Origin of the sequence: Streptomyces sp. NPDC099050 (genome assembly GCF_044759865.1) — a bacterium.
In the GTDB taxonomy this organism is placed as follows: Bacteria; Actinomycetota; Actinomycetes; order Streptomycetales; family Streptomycetaceae; genus Streptomyces.
The window spans coordinates 37,152-54,274 of the sequence record NZ_JBIWAE010000027.1 but is presented as its reverse complement, the minus strand read 5'-3'; the positions used below and the strand labels follow the sequence as shown (position 1 = coordinate 54,274).

At 70.9% G+C, this 17,123-nt stretch carries 17 protein-coding genes; 9 read left to right on the top strand and 8 right to left on the bottom strand.

The window, feature by feature from the left end; all coding sequences use genetic code 11:
- Positions 1-48: 48 nt before the first annotated feature.
- The gene (locus ACIQV3_RS33745; protein WP_403719186.1) at positions 49-480 is read right to left on the bottom strand and encodes a hypothetical protein; all 432 of its coding nucleotides are present in this window, start codon (positions 478-480) and stop codon (positions 49-51) included.
- Between the two features lie 299 nt (positions 481-779).
- Positions 780-1,214 carry a hypothetical protein gene (locus tag ACIQV3_RS33740; RefSeq protein ID WP_403719182.1) on the bottom strand — a complete coding sequence of 145 codons (435 nt, stop codon included), beginning with the start codon at positions 1,212-1,214 and terminating at the stop codon, positions 780-782.
- Positions 1,215-1,612: 398 nt separating this feature from the next.
- On the opposite strand from ACIQV3_RS33740, the gene ACIQV3_RS33735 reads away from it, so the two are divergent.
- Positions 1,613-2,380 carry a hypothetical protein gene (locus ACIQV3_RS33735; RefSeq protein WP_403719179.1) on the top strand — a complete coding sequence of 256 codons (768 nt, stop codon included), beginning with the start codon at positions 1,613-1,615 and terminating at the stop codon, positions 2,378-2,380.
- A gap of 100 nt (positions 2,381-2,480) precedes the next feature.
- On the opposite strand, the gene ACIQV3_RS33730 is transcribed toward ACIQV3_RS33735, so the two are convergent.
- From ACIQV3_RS33730 to ACIQV3_RS33720, 3 genes are all read right to left on the bottom strand, one after another.
- Positions 2,481-2,915, bottom strand: coding sequence for a hypothetical protein (locus ACIQV3_RS33730; protein WP_403719176.1), 435 nt, complete (start codon positions 2,913-2,915; stop codon positions 2,481-2,483).
- A 315-nt stretch (positions 2,916-3,230) separates the two neighbouring features.
- The gene (locus ACIQV3_RS33725; RefSeq protein WP_403719173.1) at positions 3,231-3,632 is read right to left on the bottom strand and encodes a hypothetical protein; all 402 of its coding nucleotides are present in this window, start codon (positions 3,630-3,632) and stop codon (positions 3,231-3,233) included.
- A gap of 135 nt (positions 3,633-3,767) precedes the next feature.
- The gene (locus ACIQV3_RS33720; protein WP_403719170.1) at positions 3,768-4,322 is read right to left on the bottom strand and encodes an EF-hand domain-containing protein; all 555 of its coding nucleotides are present in this window, start codon (positions 4,320-4,322) and stop codon (positions 3,768-3,770) included.
- Positions 4,323-4,421: 99 nt separating this feature from the next.
- On the opposite strand from ACIQV3_RS33720, the gene ACIQV3_RS33715 reads away from it, so the two are divergent.
- The 3 genes from ACIQV3_RS33715 to ACIQV3_RS33705 all read left to right on the top strand — a co-directional run bounded on the left by ACIQV3_RS33715 (position 4,422) and on the right by ACIQV3_RS33705 (position 8,146).
- The gene (locus ACIQV3_RS33715; RefSeq protein ID WP_403719168.1) at positions 4,422-6,107 is read left to right on the top strand and encodes an aldehyde dehydrogenase family protein; all 1,686 of its coding nucleotides are present in this window, start codon (positions 4,422-4,424) and stop codon (positions 6,105-6,107) included.
- A gap of 71 nt (positions 6,108-6,178) precedes the next feature.
- Positions 6,179-6,592, top strand: coding sequence for a hypothetical protein (locus ACIQV3_RS33710; protein ID WP_403719166.1), 414 nt, complete (start codon positions 6,179-6,181; stop codon positions 6,590-6,592).
- Positions 6,593-6,676: 84 nt separating this feature from the next.
- Positions 6,677-8,146, top strand: a complete 1,470-nt coding sequence (locus ACIQV3_RS33705) for a S28 family serine protease (RefSeq protein ID WP_403719162.1) — start codon at positions 6,677-6,679, stop codon at positions 8,144-8,146.
- Between the two features lie 36 nt (positions 8,147-8,182).
- Here the strand turns inward: ACIQV3_RS33705 and ACIQV3_RS33700 are convergent, their stop codons facing one another.
- Entirely contained in the window at positions 8,183-10,045 is a 1,863-nt protein-coding gene (locus tag ACIQV3_RS33700; protein ID WP_403719157.1) for a glycoside hydrolase family 3 protein, read from the bottom strand.
- Positions 10,046-10,055: 10 nt separating this feature from the next.
- Entirely contained in the window at positions 10,056-11,012 is a 957-nt protein-coding gene (locus ACIQV3_RS33695; RefSeq protein WP_403719154.1) for a LysR family transcriptional regulator, read from the bottom strand.
- 118 nt (positions 11,013-11,130) lie between these two features.
- Here ACIQV3_RS33695 and ACIQV3_RS33690 point away from each other — a divergent pair, with 118 nt between their 5' ends.
- Entirely contained in the window at positions 11,131-12,102 is a 972-nt protein-coding gene (locus tag ACIQV3_RS33690) for an EamA family transporter (protein WP_403719152.1), read from the top strand.
- 62 nt (positions 12,103-12,164) lie between these two features.
- Here the strand turns inward: ACIQV3_RS33690 and ACIQV3_RS33685 are convergent, their stop codons facing one another.
- Positions 12,165-13,040 (bottom strand): helix-turn-helix transcriptional regulator, encoded by an 876-nt coding sequence (locus tag ACIQV3_RS33685; RefSeq protein WP_403719150.1) that lies wholly within the window; start codon positions 13,038-13,040, stop codon positions 12,165-12,167.
- Between the two features lie 401 nt (positions 13,041-13,441).
- Between ACIQV3_RS33685 and ACIQV3_RS33680 the strand changes: the two genes are divergently transcribed.
- From ACIQV3_RS33680 to hypE, 4 genes are all read left to right on the top strand, one after another.
- Positions 13,442-14,245, top strand: a complete 804-nt coding sequence (locus ACIQV3_RS33680; RefSeq protein WP_403719147.1) for a hypothetical protein — start codon at positions 13,442-13,444, stop codon at positions 14,243-14,245.
- Between the two features lie 209 nt (positions 14,246-14,454).
- Positions 14,455-15,036 (top strand): GNAT family N-acetyltransferase, encoded by a 582-nt coding sequence (locus ACIQV3_RS33675; protein ID WP_403719144.1) that lies wholly within the window; start codon positions 14,455-14,457, stop codon positions 15,034-15,036.
- Between the two features lie 402 nt (positions 15,037-15,438).
- Positions 15,439-16,023: a cysteine hydrolase family protein gene (locus ACIQV3_RS33670; RefSeq protein WP_389698301.1), complete on the top strand. Its 585-nt coding sequence runs from the start codon at positions 15,439-15,441 to the stop codon at positions 16,021-16,023.
- 58 nt (positions 16,024-16,081) lie between these two features.
- Positions 16,082-17,107: a hydrogenase expression/formation protein HypE gene (gene hypE, locus ACIQV3_RS33665; RefSeq protein ID WP_403719141.1), complete on the top strand. Its 1,026-nt coding sequence runs from the start codon at positions 16,082-16,084 to the stop codon at positions 17,105-17,107.
- Positions 17,108-17,123 lie beyond the last annotated feature (16 nt).

Here is a 17,123-nt window from a genome sequence, read left to right as displayed (position 1 = left end):
CCCCCGGGAATCCCGGGGGCGCCGTTCTGCTGGGTGGTGCCGGTGTGCCTAGTGGAGCTTCGCCTTCAGGTCCTTCTTGATCTGGTTCTTGACCGTCTGCTTGTTGACCTTGTTCAGGTTTCCGCCCTTGCCGGTTCCGTCGCCGCCGACGGCGGTGGCGTCGCCGGTGTTGATGGCGTCGGCGCTGGAGTCGCCGCCCCGGGCGTCTCCCGTGGTGATCGTGCACTTGCCCTTGCAACTACCAACGCCGCTGTTGGCGTCGCCGCCGCGGGATTCGCCGCCGACGGTGGTGTTCTCGGCGTTGGCGTCGCCACCGGTACCGATGCCGTCCGCGCTGTCGTCCTGAAGGACGGAGACCGCGTGCTGCGGGGCCACCGAGGGGGCGGCCATCGCGGTGGCGGGGAGGGCGATGCCACCGCCCAGCAGGGCGACGGAAGCGGAGGCGATGACGAGGCGGCGGGTCGAGAGGATCTTGAACATGGCCGTTCTCCATTCGGAAAAGAAAGAGGGGGAATTCGGGGCGATTTCCTGCCCTCTACTTCTTCCGGCGTTTCCCGGTGAGGGCGTACTTCAAATAAACCCGATGGCGGGATCCGCGTCACGCCACTCACATTCGGGGCTTGACGCGGATGGCCGATCTTGGTAATTCCCGTGGCCGCCGGGAACGCGCCGGGAACGCACGGGAGACGCCGGAGGGGCTGGGCCTCTCCGGCGTCCTGGGGATACGACGGCGCCCCGGGGGTTCCCGGGGCGCCGTTCTGCGGGGTGGTGGGGTCGGGTCACTTGCCGAGCTTGGCCTTGAGGTCCTGCTTCAGCTGGTTCTTGACCACCTGCTTGTTGACCTTGTTCAGGTTTCCGCCGGTACCGGTGCCGTCGCCGCCGACGGCGGTGGCGTCGCCGGTGTTGATGGCGTCGGCGCTGGAGTCGCCGCCCCGGGCGTCTCCCGTGGTGATCGTGCACTTGCCCTTGCACTTGCCGACGCCGCTGTTGGCGTCGCCGCCGCGGGATTCGCCGCCGACGGTGGTGTTCTCGGCGTTGGCGTCGCCGCCGGTGCCGATGCCGTCCGCGCTGTCGTCCTGGAGCAGGGACACCGCGTGGTGCGGGGCGGTGGCGGGGGCGGCCATGGCCGTGGCGGGGAGCGCGATGCCACCGCCCAGCAGGGCGACGGAAGCGGAGGCGATGACGAGGCGGCGGGTCGAGAGGATCTTGAACATGGCCGTTCTCCATTCGGAAAGGAAGGGGGGGTGAGAATCTCCCGGGGAAAGGATCCGGGAAGGGATCCGGAAATGATCCGGGGGGATTCTCCGCCCTCTGGGTTCCCGGGGTGTTTCCCGGGGAGGGCGTACTTCAAATAAACCCGATGGCGGGAATCGCGTCACGCCACTCTAATTCGGGGCTTGACGTGGATGGTCGATCTTGATAAATGCAGTGCGTCGCGCCCGCGCTCCCCGGGGCGGCGGGGTAAGGCGCCGGGGATGTGACAACACGCCGTGTGTGGGTGAATCCGTACGGTGGCGGGATCCGCGCGATAGCGTCGCCCCGAACAAAACCCAGCGCGCGCACGCTTGGCCACAGTCGAATTGCTCCGCACACGAATCCCGGAGAATTTCCGATGAACCAGCGTTCCTGGACCCGTCGCATCGTGCTGGCCACGGCCTCCGTGGCATTGGCCGGCGGCATCGCCCTGCCCGCGACCGCGATGGCCGCACCGGCGGTCCCGTACTACGGCCACAGCAGCATCAGCGCCCTCGTGGACGGCGCTTCCCCCGGAGCCTGTGAAGGGTTCTGCCAGGGGAGCAACAACATCGCCGCGGGCGAAGGCGCCTCCGGCAGCTGTACGGGCCTGTGCCGCGACAGCACCAACACCGCCGTGGGTGACCGGGCCTCCGGCCAGTGCACGGGCCTGTGCGGCGACAGCGTCACCACCGCGGTCGGGGCGGGTGCGTTCAACGAGTGCACGGGCCTCTGCGGCACCAGCACCAACACCGCCGTGGGTGACGGCGCCTCCAACCGGTGCAACGGCCTCTGCTTCGACAGCGTCAACACGGCCGTGACCGCGGACGTGCTGAGCCGTAGCAGCCGCGCGGCCGCGAGCTCGACCGGAAAGACGGTGCGCGGCGGGGACGGCGGCGGGGGCGACCAGGGCGACCGCAGGGGTGGCGACGCCAACGCCGTCAGCGGCTCCGCCACCGCCACCAACACCACCACCGGCGGCACGGCCGTCTCGGGCGACGCCACCTCCGGTGTGGGTACCTGCATCGGCCGGTGCACGATCACCACCGGGAACGCGACGAGCGGCAACGCGAGTGCCGACGCCATCAACACCGGCGATGCGACCGCAGTGAGCGGTGACGCGACCGCCACCGGCGGCAACGCCTGATACCGGGGGCGAACGCCCGCCGGTTCGCAACACACGACGGCGCCCCCGGGAATCCCGGGGGCGCCGTTTTGCGGGGTGGTGGACGGGTGGCCGGCTGAGCTCACTTGCCGAGCTTGGCCTTGAGGTCCTGCTTCAGCTGGTTCTTGACCACCTGCTTGTTGACCTTGTTCAGGTTTCCGCCGGTACCGGTGCCGTCGCCGCCGACCGCGGTGGCGTCGCCGGTGTTGATGGCGTCGGCGCTGGAGTCGCCGCCCCGTGCGTCGCCGGTGGTGATGGTGCACTTCCCCTTGCAGTTGCCCACGCCGCTGTTGGCGTTGCCGCCCTGGGAGGTGCCGCCGACGGTGGTGTTCTCCGCGTTGGCGTTGCCACCGGTGCCGATGCCGTCGGCGCTGTCGTCCTGGAGGACGGAGACCGCGTGCTGCGGGGCGACCGAGGGGGCGGCCATCGCGGTGGCGGGGAGGGCTATGCCACCGCCGAGGAGGGCGACGGAGGCGGAGGCGATGACGATGTGGCGGGTCGAGAGGATCTTGAACATGGTCGTTCTCCATTCGGAAAGGAAAGGGGGTGTGGGAATCTTCCGGCGAAAATGATTCGGGTGGATTCCCTGTCCTCTGGATTCCCGGGGTGTTTTCCGGGGAGGGCGTACTTCAAATAAACCCGATGGCGGGATGCGCGTCACGCCACTCGGATTCGGGGCTTGACGCCGGGGGCTGATGCGCGTAAAAGCGCGGTTCGCGTCTCCTCGGACACGCACCGGATCCCCGGGTCCGTCGTGCGGACCCGGGGATCCGGGGTGCTCTGGTGTCGGCCTCTGGTGTCGGTCTGCGGCGTGGGGTCTGCGGCGTCGGCCTCACTGCCTCGCGTGGTTGTAGACCACCGGGTCTCCGTCCGTCCCTCCACCGACGACCTCTTCGGGCGGCCCGCAGGGGGCGGCCACGCACTGGTACTCCGGCTTGTCGGGGGTCTGGAAGACGGGGCCCTGGGGAGAGTGCTTGCCGGGGCGCTTGCCGTGCTTTCCGTTGCCCCACTTGCCCGGACCGTCCTTGGCGGGCCGGTCCGTGCGGATCAGGCCCTCGTCGGAGTCGGTGCGGAGCAGGAGGGTGGACTCGTTGCCGGTGTCGTCGGCACTGACCGCGTGCGAACTCGCGGGGGTGGCGGCGAACGCGGCCGCCGGAGCGAGCACGCCGCCCGCGACGAGGGCTGCCGAAGCGGCGAACAGGACGAGGCGCGGCTTCCGGGAAACGTGGTTCATGACGGTTCTCCTCCGGTGAGCGAGGCGGATGGGGGTTGGTCCCAGTACGCCCCGCCACCCGCGCGGAGTCACGACCCGGCATTTCGCGTCTTGACGGAATCCGGATGCCCGGTTACACCGCCGCCGATTTCAGGGTTAGAGCTCGCCGAAGAGCAGGTTGCCCGGGGCGTCCTCCGCGGTGCCGGTGTAGTACTCCCGTACCGCGCCGAGGAGCTCGTCCACGGACAGGAACCCGTCGTGGTCCGCGTCGATCCGGGCGAAGAGCGCGTCGGTGTCCTCGCGGTTCAGCTTGGTGTCGAAGGCGAGCTGGGCCGCGTGGAACTCCTCGGGGCTGATCCGCCCGTCGTCGTCCTTGTCGGCGACCAGGAGCATCGCGTGCGCCATCGGCCGGAACGACTTGTCGTAGGCCGCACGGTCGTCCTGGAAGAGGCGCGTCATGCCCCGCTTGTACTCCTCCGGCGTGACCTTGCCGTCCCGGTCCATGTCCAGCTCGGTGAAGAGCTCCTGCCAGAAGTCGACCAGCCCGCCCATCACCTGGGTCGCCTTGGGGGAGGTCGCCGGCTCGCCGAGGGCCGACAGCAGGCGGGAGCCGAGCCCGATGATGTCGTGCTCGTCGATCACCTGGTCATCGTTGACGTCCAGGTGGGCGAAGGCGCGGTCCAGCTTGCGGTCGAGCAGGTCGTTCGTCATTTCAAGTGCCTTTCACGGCTACGGTACGGGGTTCTCCGTTCACGTAGCGTAATCTCCTGCGTGATCACGAACTCCCGTTATCCCGCTAGGAACTTGTGGATGCACTCTTACGAGGTATGGGTCAACGGCGTCGAGGAGCCCGGCACCCGTTGGGTCTACTCGCCCCGGGTGGGGCGGCTGCTCCGCGAGCCCTTCGCCGTGCTGGGGCTCAAGGCCCGGCTGGAGCGCGGCGAGGACCTGCCGTACGACGACCGGCTGCTGGCCGGCCGCGTCGCCCTGTCCACCCCCGAGCAGGGGCTGCGCGCCCTGGCCGCCGCCCGCGCCGCCCAGCCGGGATGGGCGGGGATCCCGCTCGCGGACCGGCTGGAGCTGCTGTACGGAGTCCACCGGGCCGTGGTCGAGCGGCGCGAGGAGCTGACCGGGCTGCTGGTCGCCGAGGGCCACCCCGTACGGCTGGCCGCCTGGGAGCTGGACTCCGTGACCGCCTCCCTCCACCCGGACTCCGTCGCCGACTTCGCCGGGCGGCTGCGGGAGCCCGAGCGGACCGCCGCCGGCCGCCGGACCCGCATGGTGCGCAAGCCCGACGGGGTGGTGTGCCTGAGCCCGCCGCGCAACGCCCCGACCTCCAACTCCTTCTACGGGGCGCTGGCGCTCGCCGCCGGCAACAGCCTGGTCGTCAACGCGCCGCCCACCGCCCCGCTGGGCGTTTCCTTCGTCTACCGGGAGATCGTGGCCCCGCTCCTGGAGCGGCTCGGCGCCCCGCCCGGCACCCTGAACGTGCTCTGCACGCACGCCCGCGCCGTGGTGCGCCAGTGGCTGGACAGCCCCGACTGCGACGACCTCGTGTTCTTCGGCGGCTCCGAGCAGGGCCTCAAGCTGGAGCGGGAGTGCGTGGCCGCGGGGAAGAAGCCCGTACTCGAACTGTCGGGCAACGACGGGGTGCTGGTGTGGCACGACGCCGAGGCCGATCTCGCGGCGCGGGCGCTGTGCGAGCGGTACTACGGCTCCGGGCAGATCTGCATGACCCCGAAGTTCGCCATCGTGCATCCGGAGGTGGCCGACCGGCTGCTCAAGGAGCTGATGGAGCAGGTGCGGGAGATCCGGCCCGGGCCGCCGGAGGACCCGCGCACCGTACTGAGCCCGGTGGTCAAGCGGGCGGAGTTCACCGAGTTCCTCGGTGAGGTGCTGGAGGCCGGCGGGGAGCTGCTGTGCGGCGGGGAGTTCGTCGACGTGGACGACGAGCCCTCGGCGGCGGGGCCGTTCATCCGCCCGGCGGTCGTCCGGGTGGACGGGCTGGCCCGGGCCGCGCGGCTGCGCGCCTTCCGCGAGGAGACCTTCTTCCCGCTGCTGTGCGTGGTCGTGCCCGAGGCGCCGGTCCGGCTGGAGGAGGCCATCGGCTTCCTCAACGCCAACCGCTACGGCCTGCGCAACTCCCTGTGGAGCCGCGACGAGCGGGTCGTCGAGCGGTTCTGCGAGGAGGTGGTCAACGGCGGCATGCTGAAGGTCAACGACTCGCACATCGGCTGCCTGCCCCTGCTCCCGTACAACGGCGGTACGGGAGCGACGGGCGGGGTCTTCGGTGAGGCGAACATGCCCGCCGTGCGCACCACGCACCTCCAGTCGATCGCCGTCGCCACGCTGGTCAGGCCGCGGGAGTCGGTCTTCGACCACGCGGCAGCCTGCGGGACGTACCCGGCGGGAGCGGCGGACCCGGCGGGAGCGAGGGGTCCGGCGGGAGCGCCGGACCTGGCGGGATCGAGGGGACCGGCCGGTTCCACGGGCTGAGTTCTCGTCCCGAGCAACCATGCGGGGCGGCCCGGCGTCGTACGAACGTACGCACGTGGTACGTACGACCGATGGGGGACAGGGTGTTGAAGGCGCGCAACCGGCGCGGGCGATGGGCCGCCCGCGCCGTGGTGGTCACCATGACGCTGTGGCTGGGCGCGGCCGGCCTGCTGGCGGCGCAGCCCGCGCAGGCGGCGTCCGGCGGGTGCGCCGGGAGCCTGGTGCGGACGCTGCCCTTCTCCACGGGAGAGGTGCGCGTCTACAAGACCCGCGACCGGGCCTGCGCGATGGCGGTCGCCCGCGAGCCCGGTCAGCGGCGGGCGATGTCGGTGAGCATCCAGCCGCGCGGCGGCTTCCCGGTGCGCGACGCGGGGCGATTCACCCGGTACGCCGGACCCGTCAGCGCCCATGCGATCAGCCGCTGCGTGTATGTGAAGGGGAGCGTGGGGGCCGGATCCGTCGATTCCGGCTGGATCCTTTGCTGATGGGGCGGCCCAACTAGGTCTGTTCAGACGCATGTTCCCCCGGCTAGGTTCACGGCGACCGATGTGAACTCATGGGGAGTGTGAATGCGCAAGAAGCTCGGATGGCTGCTGTCGCTCGCGGTGCTGATCGGCACCGCGGGTGCGGCCGGCACCACGGCGCAAGCGGCCACCGCCGCGGAACCGTCCGCCGTCACGGATGCCACCGCCACGGATGCCAAGGCCGCCACGGAAGACATCAAGGACCGGATCCTCGCGATCCCCGGGATGAGCCTGATCGAGGAGAAGCCGTACCCCGGCTACCGCTTCTTCGTACTGAACTACGAGCAGCCGGTGGACCACCGTGCGCCGTGGAAGGGCACCTTCAAGCAGCGCCTGACCCTGCTGCACAAGGACGTCACGCGGCCCACGGTGTTCTTCACCTCGGGCTACAACGTCAACACCAACCCGCGCCGCAGCGAGCCGACGACCATAGTCGACGGCAACCAGGTGTCGCTGGAGTACCGATTCTTCACCCCGTCCCGCCCCGATCCGGCCAACTGGGCGAACCTGGACATCTGGCAGGCCGCCAGTGACCAGCACCGCGTCTTCACCGCCCTGAAGAAGGTCTACAAGAAGAACTGGCTGGCCACGGGCGGCAGCAAGGGCGGCATGACGGCCACCTACTTCGAGCGCTTCTACCCGCGCGACATGGACGGCGTCGTCGCGTACGTCGCCCCCAACGACGTGGTGAACAAGGAGGACTCGGCCTACGACCGGTTCTTCGCCCAGGTCGGCACCAAGGAGTGCCGCGACAAGCTGAACGCGGTGCAGCGCGAGGCGCTCGTGCGCCGCGAGCCGCTGGAGGCCAAGTACGCGGCCGCCGCCGCCGAGAACGGCTGGACCTTCAACACCGTCGGCAACCTCGACAAGGCCTACGAGGCCGTCGTGCTCGACTACGTGTGGGCCTTCTGGCAGTACAGCCTGCTCGCCGACTGCGCCACCATCCCGGCCGCCGCCACCGCGACCGACCAGGAGATCTGGGACACGATCGACGGGATCTCCGGCTTCTCGGCCTACGCCGACCAGGGCCTGGAGACGTACACCCCGTACTACTACCAGGCGGGCACCCAGCTCGGTTCCCCCGACATCAAGCAGCCCCACCTGGGCAACCTGAGCCGCTACGGCTACCAGCCGCCGCGCAACTTCGTGCCCCGCGACATCCCGATGACCTTCCAGCCGGCGGCGATGCGGGACATCGACACCTGGGTGAAGAACAACGCGAACCAGATGCTCTTCATCAACGGGCAGAACGACCCGTGGGGTGCCGAACCGTTCCACCTCGGCTACGGGGCCCGCGACAGCTACGTGATGATCGCTCCGGGAGCCAACCACGGGGCCAACGTCTCCAAGCTCGTGGAGGCCGAGAAGGCGCTGGCCACCGAGAAGATCCTCAAGTGGGCCGGAGTGGCCCCGGCCGCCACGCCCACCGGCGCGGCGAAGGCGGCGCCGCTGGCGAAGCCGGACGCGCAGCTCGACCAGCGCGACATCGAGCGCGAGCCGATGCTGCGCCCGTAACGGCGCCGTTGCGGGCCGCGGGAGGGGTACGGGCACCTACCCGTACGCCAGCCCGTGGCCCAGCGGGTAGCGGCCCGGCACCGGGACCGGCAGGCGCCCGGTGGGGCGTACCGTCCCGGTGAGCACCCGGGCCGCCGCCCGCAGCTCCACGTCCGTCCAGGTGTACGTGGCCAGCTCGGCCGCGCAGGCCGGCAGCCGGGCCGGGTCGTAGGGATTGCGGATCGCCACGAGGACCACCGGCACTCCGGTGGCCAGCAGTTCGGTGACCAGCTCGCGCTGCGGGCTCGCGCCCTCGGGGACGTTGTACGTGCACACGAGCACGGCCGCGTTGCCGGGGGCGGCCGCCGCCGCGCGGGCGGGCGGCAGGGCCGTGGCCCGGCAGCCCAGCGCGGACAGCTCCCGGGCCAGTACCGCGGTAGGGGGTCCCGTCGTACCCGTGGGCGAGACCGGGTCGGTCCCGGTGACCAGGAGCAGCGGCCGGTCCGCCGGATCCAGCGGCAGCAGCCCCACCGGATTGGCCAGCAGGGTCGTCGTGCGGTCCGCGATCTCCCCGGCGGCCGCCAGGTGGGCGGGGATGCCGACGGAGGCGTCCACCGCGTCCATCGCCGCCGCCGCGTCCACCTGCCGTGCCGCCGCGTCGAACAGGCCCCGGCGGGCCTTCAGTTCCAGGATCCGCAGCACCGACTCCTCGATCCGGGCCCGGGTCAGCTCGCCCGACTCCACGGCCGCCAGCACGCTGCGCACGGCCAGCCCCAGGTCCGGCGGGTTCAGCAGCTGGTCGCAGCCCGCCTTCAGGGCCAGCACCGGGACCCGGTCGTCCCCGTACTTCTGGCGGACCCCGGCCATGTCGAGCGCGTCGGTGACCACCACCCCGCGGAACCCGAGGCGTTCGCGCAGGATTCCGGTGACGATGGGCCGCGAGAGGGTCGCCGGATCCCCGGAGGGGTCGAGCGCGGGGAAGACGATGTGCGCCGTCATCACCACGTCGACGCCCGCCTCCACGGCCGCCCGGAACGGCGGCTCGTCCAGCTCCTCCCACTGCGCCCGCGTGTGCTTCATCAGCGGCAGCCCGACGTGGCTGTCGGTGCCGGTGTCCCCGTGCCCCGGGAAGTGCTTGGCCGTGGCGGCCACCCCGGCGCCCTGGTAGCCGCGGATCTGCGCGGAGACCAGGGCCGCCACGGCGTGCGGGTCGGCGCCGAAGGACCGTACGCCGATGACCGGGTTGGCGGGATCGACGTTCACGTCAGCGACCGGGGCGTAGTTGTGCCGGATGCCCATGGCCGCCAGCTCGGCGCCCGCGATGCGCGCGGCCCGGCGGGCCTCGGCGGTGGAACCGCCGGTGCCCAGGGCCAGGGCTCCCAGCGCCATGGCGCCCGGGAGCAGGGTCGCGGGCCGGCCCACGCGGGCGACGGCGCCGTGCTCCTGGTCGATGGAGAGCAGCAGCGGGATGCCCCCGCCCGAGCCCGCGGCCGCCCGCTGGAGCCCGGCCGACAGCTCGGCGATCTGACGCGGGGAGCGGGTGTTGTGCGCCCAGCCGAAGTAGACGATCCCGCCGAGGTGGTAGCGGGCGACCAGCTCGGCGGGGGTGCGCACCCCGAAAAGCTGCTGGTTGAGGGCGGCGTCCTCGGGGTCGGGCTCGGTCGCCGAGTGTCCGTACGCCCGCGATACGAAGAGCTGCCCGACCAGTTCGGCCAGGCTCATCCGCGCCATCGTCTCGCGCGGCAGGACCCGGGGCGCGGGGGAGCGGCCCGGCGCGCGGTCGCCCGGCCGGGAGTCGTCGGGGGCCGGGCCGTCGGGGCCGCGGTCGGGGCCCACCGCGGCGGAGGCGGCCCCCGCGGCGGTGACGGCGGCCACGGCGGCCACGGTGAGCAGGGTCCGGCGGGAGGCGTGGTTCGGCACGCGCCGGACCCTACTGCGGGGCGGGGTCTCCGGGGCGGGGGACACTCGCGGAGTCCCCCGGACGGGGGGCCACCAGGGGCCAGTGCTCGCGCAGGGTCCGTACGGCCTCGGTGATCGCCGGCCGCCGGGCGGCCCCGGTCCGCCACAGGGCGTACAACCGGCGTACGGGGCCCGGCTCCAGCGGTACGGCCACCGCGCCGGGCGGCAGCGTCCCGGTGCCCAGCCGCGGTACGACGGCCACCCCGAGCCCGGCGGCGACCAGCGAGACGATGGTGTGGTTCTCCTCGGCGACGTGCGTGATGTCGGGTTCGAACCCGGCCGTGCGCAGGGTCCGCACCAGCCAGTCGTGGCAGACCCGGCCGGGCGGCTGGCACACCCAGCGCTGCCCGCCCAGGTCCGAGCGGTGGATGACGTCGCGGGAGGTGAAGGGGTGCCCGGCGGGCACCACGAGGTCGCAGCGGTCGTCCCCGATCACCGCCTGCTCCACGCCCTCGGGGGCGGGCAGCGGGGCGATGTCCCAGTCGTGGGTCACGGCCAGGTCGGTGACCCCGCGCGAGACGAGGTCCATCGACAGGTGCGGATTGATCTCCGTGAGCCGTACTTCCAGGGCCGGGTGACGGTGGGCCAGGTCCGCGAGGACCCCGGGGAGCAGGCCGCGGGCGGCCGAGGCGAACGCGGCGACCCGCAGTCGGCCCACCGGCTGGCCCCGGGACTCCTCCAGCGCGGTCTCCGCCCGCTCGGAGATGTCCATCAGCTGCTGGGCCGTGGCGGCCAGCAGCTTGGCCTCCTCAGTGAGGGCGACCCCCCGGCCGTGGCGTTCGAGCAGGGTGGTGCGGGTCTCCCGCTCCAGCTTGGCGATCTGCTGGGAGACGGCGGACGGGGTGTACCCGAGGGCGGCCGCGGCGGCGCCGACCGAGCCGTGGACGGAGACGGCGTGCAGGGCGCGGAGCCGGGAGAGGTCGAGCATGCCGGCAGCTTAGGGCGCGGGCAGGGCAGTTGGATGGAGCTTGGATGAAGCAACGCTACATCCGACCCTGAAGACATCCGCGCTGGTGCTAAATGGTTGACGAGCGGATGCTCGGAGCATGCGACCCCTTCACATCGCCCTGGCGGTCCTCGTGGCCGCGGTCTGGGGCTTCAACTTCGTCGTCATCGAATTCGGGCTCGGATCCTTCCCGCCGCTGCTGCTGTCCGCCCTGCGCTTCCTGGTCGCGGCCCTGCCGGCGGTGTTCTTCGTCGGGCGCCCCAAGGTGGCCTGGAAATGGATCGTCGCGGTCGGCGTGGTCCTCGGCATCGCGAAGTTCGGGCTGCTGTTCACCGGGATGGCCAACGGGATGCCGGCCGGGCTGTCCTCGCTGGTGCTCCAGGCGCAGGCGGTGTTCACCGCCGTGTTCGCGGCCGTCGTGCTCAGGGAGCGGCCGGGCCGGCTGCGGATCGCGGGCATGACCGTGGCCTTCGCGGGGATCGCCGTGGCCGCCGTGGACGAGGGGGCCTCCGGGCCGGTGCTGGGCTTCACGATGGTGATCGCGGCCGCCGCCTGCTGGGGCGTGTCCAACGTGCTGACCCGCAAGGCCTCCCCGCCCGACGCGCTGAACTTCATGGTGTGGGTGAGCGTGGTGCCGGTGCTGCCGCTGGCGGGGCTGTCGCTGCTGATCGAGGGCCCCGAGCGGGACCTGGCGGCGCTGCGCGGGCTCGACTGGAGCGGGGTCGGGGTCATCGTGTACCTCGCCTGGATCACCACGGTGTTCGGGTTCGGGGCGTGGGGGTTCCTGCTGCGCACCTATCCCGCCTCCTCGGTGGCGCCCTTCTCGCTGCTGGTCCCGGTCTTCGGGATGAGCTCGGCGGCGCTGGTGCTCGGCGAGGACGTGAGCGGGCTGCGCTGGGTGGCGGCCGTCCTGCTGGTCGGCGGGGTGGCGGTGACCTCGCTGGTCCCCTCGAAGCCCCGGGCCGCGGCGCCGCGGCCAGCGGACGGTCCGGAGCCCGCGGTGGAGGTCACGCCGGACGCCGCGTCCGATGCCGCGGTGGAGGTTCCGCTTCCGGCGGCGGGCGGCCGCTAGGGCCTGTGGGCAAACTCCCGCCGTCGCCCGAAGGGCGGCCGCCCGCTCCGGCTTCCGGCAGGTCAGACGCCGTTGAAGGGCTCTTTCGCCAGCAGATATCCGGCGTGGAGCCGGTTGCGGGCGCCGATGCTCTTCATGATGTTCGCAATGTGGCGCTGACAATTGCGCAAAGAAATACCGACCACATGGGCTATTCTGTTGTCCGATTCGCCCTGAATGAGCAGCGAAACGATGGTCTGCTGAATGTCGGAGGTAATCACGGCGCGCGCCGGTTGATCGTTTTCCGGGGTGAATTTCTCGGCCGCGCTCCAGGCCCGCTCGAAGGCCTCCGATAGGAACGAGACAAGGTGGCTATTTCTCGATACCGCCGCCCCGTGCGATCCGTCCGCGAGCGGGATGATCGCCACTTCCTTGTCGAAGATGATGCAGCGCGGAAAGCCGCCGGCGAGCGTGCACACTTCCGCGCCGAGCGGTGTCACCCGCCCCACGAAGGACGCCGTGGCCGGGCTGAACCGGGCCGTGTGCTGGTAGAGGGTCCGCATGCGCACCCCTCGCCCCAGCAGGCGTTCGGTCCGCTCCAGGCTCTCGGCGAGCACCTCCTCGTCCCGCGCGCCGCCGGGCTGGGAGGTGAGCACCTCGGTCCGGCTGCCGTCCGCGAGCCCGGCGATGAGTTTGCGCACGTCACCCAGGCCCGGCACGACCTCCAGCGAGGTGTCGTCCTGGAGGTCCGCGGTCCTGATCGTCAACTCATCCAGTTCTCCGCGTAGTTGATCGAGGAAAGACTGGGTCTCGTTCAGGCTGTGCTGCGCCGGGTTGAGGACCTTGATGCGTGCGTGCTCCACGGGGTACGGGGTGTAGATGCCCGTCACGGGGCACTTGCTCAGCAGCCCCAGATCGTCGAGCGCGTCCGCCGCCCCCTCCACCTCCGCGGCGCTCATGTCCAGTGCCAGGGCCGCTGTTTCGCACGTTGTACCCGGTGTTCGGGTGACGAACCGGTAGAGACGGTCCCCGGCGTGGGTGAGCCGGGGCACTGCAAAAGGATGGACTTGTCTGATTGAGTTCAATTCATCCCCCTGTCATGTTTTCGCCAGCGGCAACATGATCCCAGAAAGGGATGGCTCCGGATGTGGCCGAACGGACAGGATGATGCCGAAGCTGATCCGGACCGCAAGACATCTTGAGGGGCAGGCAAGCATGCCACGTATAGCGAGTTTCCTCATCGCCATTGCGGCAACTTTCGCCGTGACCGTCTTCCTCGCCCCGTCGACGAGTGGTGCGGCGAACATCGCCGCCGCCACTGGTCCGGGTCAGGTAGTCAACGATCTCGGCTGGGGATGAGATGCCTCGTAGTAAGTCGTACAACACGTACTCCAACCTGCAACGCCCTGAGTTCCGCAAGCGCGTCGACGAGCTCCTGCTGAAGTTCGAGCGGGACTTCTACGAGCGCAGCGCGGGCGCCGACGGGATGCTCGACAAGGAGAAGTTCGACCTCGAGCTGTACAAGCGGCACAACGTCGAGACGATGATCCGGATCGGCCTCAAGCGTGCCGTCGACCCGCTCATCGCCAACTACTGGGCCACCCGGGACCCGCAGCTCTGCAAGGAGTGGGGCCTGTACGGCGCGGAAGAGGGCCGCCACGACCGCATGTTCGCCGGCGACCTGCACAAGGTCGGCATGACGGACGAGGAGATCTACGCGATCCGTCCGACCTTCGCCACCGAGCTCCTCAACGGCTACTTCTACTACACGATGGCCACGGAGGGTCCGCTGGCCGCGATGATCAGCGGGTTCTACCTCGAGTACATCGCGGGCAAGACCCAGCCCGACTGGCTCGACATCATGGAGCAGCACGTCGGCGCCGACAAGACCAAGGGCGCCCGCGCCCACCTGGCCCTCGACGAAGACGACGACCACGTCGACATGGTCTGGAACCTGATCATGCGCATCATCAAGGACGAGGCCGACGAGGAGCGTTTCGTCGGGCACCTCATCAAGATCAACTCGCTGTTCGTGTCCTACTTCGTCGAGGTCTACGCGGCCACCGTGCTCGGGGCCGGCGCGGACGCCTCGCTGCTGACCCAGGCCGCACCGGCCGCCGCCGTACAGACCAACCTGCAGACGAGGGCCACCGCTTCGGTCTGACCGGCCGGCCCACCCCCGCCGGCGACGCCCTGAAGAGCCGAAGGGCTGAAGAGCCGAAGGGCTGACGCTCCGAAGAGCCGAAGGGCCGACACCCCCGCAGTCCGGCGATCCCGGGCATCGCGTTCCAGATGTGCCGCGCCGCTCCTTCGGGGGCAGCGCCGCGATGTCCGGGGTCCGGCTGCTCCACCGTCTACTCACCAAGGAAGACGATGCACTATTCATGGCCGCGCGAACTGTCCGAACAGGACATGCGCGAGATGATCGAACTGATGGACGCCGTCGCGGTCAAGGAGATGACCCTCGGCTTCTACGAACCCGTAGGACTGGAGAAGGGCCTGCCCCTGATGCGGGCCTTCGAGGCCGACCTGCGCAAGGGCGCCGTCGACCTCCTCCACGTCCGCAACGACGAAGGCCGCATCGTCGGCATGGTGACGCTCGCCCGGGCCCCGCTGCCCGCCCGGCGCCACATCGTCGAAATGCGCCGCTGCGTCGTGGCCCCCGACCACCGCGGGCAGTTCCTGCTCGAAGGCTGGGCCGAGGCCCTGCGCAAGGTCGGCGAGATGGGCTGCGACGTCATCACGCTCGAAGTCCGCGACGACGGCCCCTCCGTGCTCTGGCAGCGCCTGGGCTTCCGCGAGTACGGCCGGCTGCCCGACTACGCCCGCGCCGACGGCCGCCCCGTCACCGGCTTCTACATGCACGCCCGGCTCGCCGACATCACGGACCACTTCGAGGCCACCGGCACCTGGCTGCACGAGCTCGAATCCGACCGCGTCGCGGTCGCGAGCTGACCTCCGTACCGGCAGGCTGTCCACACACCGGACCGTCCACACACCGGGCCTGACGCGCACCGGGCCGTACGAGAACCGGGCCTGAGGCGCACCGGCCCTGACGCCCACCGTGCCTGACGCCGTACCCGCAGACACGTAACTCCCCCCTCCCGCGCACCCGCACCCGCACCCGCGCCCCTCCCCACCGCCGCGCCGCCCCCGGGCCGCGCGGGCCCCCGCGCCGAGCACGCCGTACACCGCCCCGGGCCGATCCGCCCGTGCGGCACGGCCCCTCGCGGCCGGCCGGCCGGTGCGCAGCACCCCACCTCACCTCACCGCACCTCACCCACCGCCCGCCGGGGCGCACATCGACGTGCGCCGGACGGGCCCCGGGACCACGCCACTCCACCGAAGGGCACAGCCATGTCCAAGATCGCCGTCCTGACCAACGACCTCCAGTACGAACTGGTCGAGAAGAACCCGGAGCGCGTCGCCGCCGTCGAGGCTGCGACCCCGCACTTCACCGGCTTCCTCGACGAGATGCGCAGCCGCGGCCACCACATCTTCCACCTGCAGCTCGTCAACGACCCGGACGACCCGAACGCCGAGCGCTACGACGGCTACCTCCCGGTCCAGCGCGGGACCCACGGCGCCGACATCATCGAGGCCTTCCTGGCCCCCGAGGACGTCGTCATGGAGAAGAGCAAGGACTCGGGCTTCTACGAGACCGACCTGCACGACCGCCTCCAGGCCCTCGGCGTGGACACCGTGCTGATCACCGGCATGCAGACGCAGATATGCGTCCAGACCACCGCCGCCGACGCCTTCTTCCGCGGCTACAACATCTGGGTCCCCTCCGACTGCGTCGTCTCGGCCCGCCTCGACGACAAGCAGCGCGCCCTGGACTGGCTGGAGGGCTACTGCGCCACGGTGACCGACTCCGCCGAGGTCATCAAGGTGCTCGACGCCGAGGGCGGCCTGCCCCGCAAGAACATCAAGACCCCCTGACCACGCCCCTCCCCACCACTCCCCGTTCCGGCCCCACCCCTGAAAGGAACGAACAGGCATGACCACGAGCGTGGATCCCACCGAATTCATCGTCCTCGACCACGGCACCGGCGCGAAGCTGAGCCAGGACCTGGTCCAGCTGATCGCGGCGACCCTCGGCGACGTGTACGTCGGCATCATGGAGGACAGCGCGGTCCTCAAGATCGAGGGCGACCGCATCGCGATGACCACCGACTCCTTCGTGATCGACCCGCCGTTCTTCGGCAACGGGGACATCGGGAAGATCGCGGTCTGCGGCACCGTCAACGACCTGGCCGTCGCCGGCGCCCGGCCCAAGTACCTCACCCTCGGGATGATCCTGGAGACCGGGCTCCCCATCCCCAAGCTCGTCCAGGTCCTGGAGTCGATCCGCGACACCGCCCGCGAGGCCGGCGTACAGATCGTCGGCGGGGACACCAAGGTGGTCCGCAAGGGCGAGGCCGACCAGATCTACCTGAACACCGCGGGCGTCGGGGTCTTCGAGCGCGAGCCGCTCACGATGACCGACGTGCGCCCCGGCGACAAGGTGATCCTCAGCGGCCCCATCGGCAACCACACGGTGCACCTGCTCTCCATCCGCGAGGGCCTCGGCTTCGAACAGCGGGTGGACAGCGACTGCGCGCCGCTGGGCGGCCTGGTCGACACGGTCCTGTCGAACGTGGAGGCCGGCGCCGTCCGGTCGATGCGCGACGTCACCCGCGGCGGCCTGACCGCCGTGCTCCACGAGTACGCGCACAAGCTCGGCCGCACCATCCGCGTCGCCCAGGACGACCTGCCCATCCAGCACGAGACGGCGATGGCCGCCGACATGCTCGGCATCAACCCGCTGCACTGCGCCAACGAGGGCTGCCTGGCGGTCTTCGTGGCCCCGGAAGCGGAGGCCGACGTACTGGCCGCCCTGCGCTCGGTGCCCTACGGCAAGCACGCGGTCACCATCGGCGAGATCTCCGAGGACACCGAGGGCCTGGTGCTGCTGCGCGACAAGGACGGCCGCGAGACCCGGCTCGAGGAACTCCTCGGCGCCGAACTCCCCCGGCTCTGCTGAGACAAGGGACCGAGGA